This is a genomic window from Bacillus sp. Au-Bac7 (assembly GCF_021341655.1).
GTDB lineage: Bacteria > Bacillota > Bacilli > Bacillales > Cytobacillaceae > Niallia.
The window spans coordinates 1-737 of sequence record NZ_JAJTTG010000053.1 but is presented as its reverse complement, the minus strand read 5'-3'; the positions used below and the strand labels follow the sequence as shown (position 1 = coordinate 737).

Annotated in this window: 1 protein-coding gene; it reads right to left on the bottom strand. The window is 39.6% G+C overall.

Annotated features, from left to right (window positions below; genetic code table 11):
• Positions 1–34: 34 nt before the first annotated feature.
• Positions 35–737, bottom strand: a 703-nt coding sequence (locus tag LXM54_RS27665) for a transposase (protein WP_233319563.1), incomplete at its 5' end; no start/stop codon positions are given.

The following is a 737-nucleotide window of genomic DNA, read 5'->3' as shown; positions in this document are numbered from 1 at the left end:
AAATCTATTTGTTAAAAGTTTAGTTTAATAGAGATTAAGCTGCTACTGGTTCTTGGATAAATGCATGCATATGAGGGATGTCCTTCAACATCTTCTCCTCTTGAAACACAAACTGTTTCTTACCAATAGAGAAGAGTATACGGATGAGCTTATTACACAAAGCAATTAAAGACTGCATCTTTTTCAACGGATTGTCAGGTCTCGTTGTGTAGTAATGATGTAAGGCTTTAAAGGCTTTGTTCTTGGCTACTAGAATCATAGATGCCCGGAATAACAATGCTCGTAATTTCTTTCGACCACGTTTGGTTATTCTGGTCCTCCCTTTATGCTTACCTGATGTATTTTCTTTTAAGCTGAGTCCTGCCAGTTTGGTTATCTGACGGGGATGATTGTATTCACTCAAATCGCCTACCTCAGCGAAGAAACCCGCCACTGTATCGCGCCCAATTCCTGTTATCTCTAACATTTGATCAACGCCTGGAATATCTTGAAGCAGAGTATCCAGAGTTTGATCAAGCTCTTCGAACTTGGCTTGAATGAGTTCATACTTTTGGATTAAGGTTCTTAATTCCATTTTAGCCATCATGGCACCCTGTCGGATGCCAATCGAGCGATTGGCTGCTTCTTTTAAGGCTTGAATCTTCTTAATCCCTATACTACGTTTCACTGCTTGCCTAAGGTATTCAAGTAATTCTTCTTCTGTATATCTAACCAATTCTTCCGGTAATGCTTCAAGC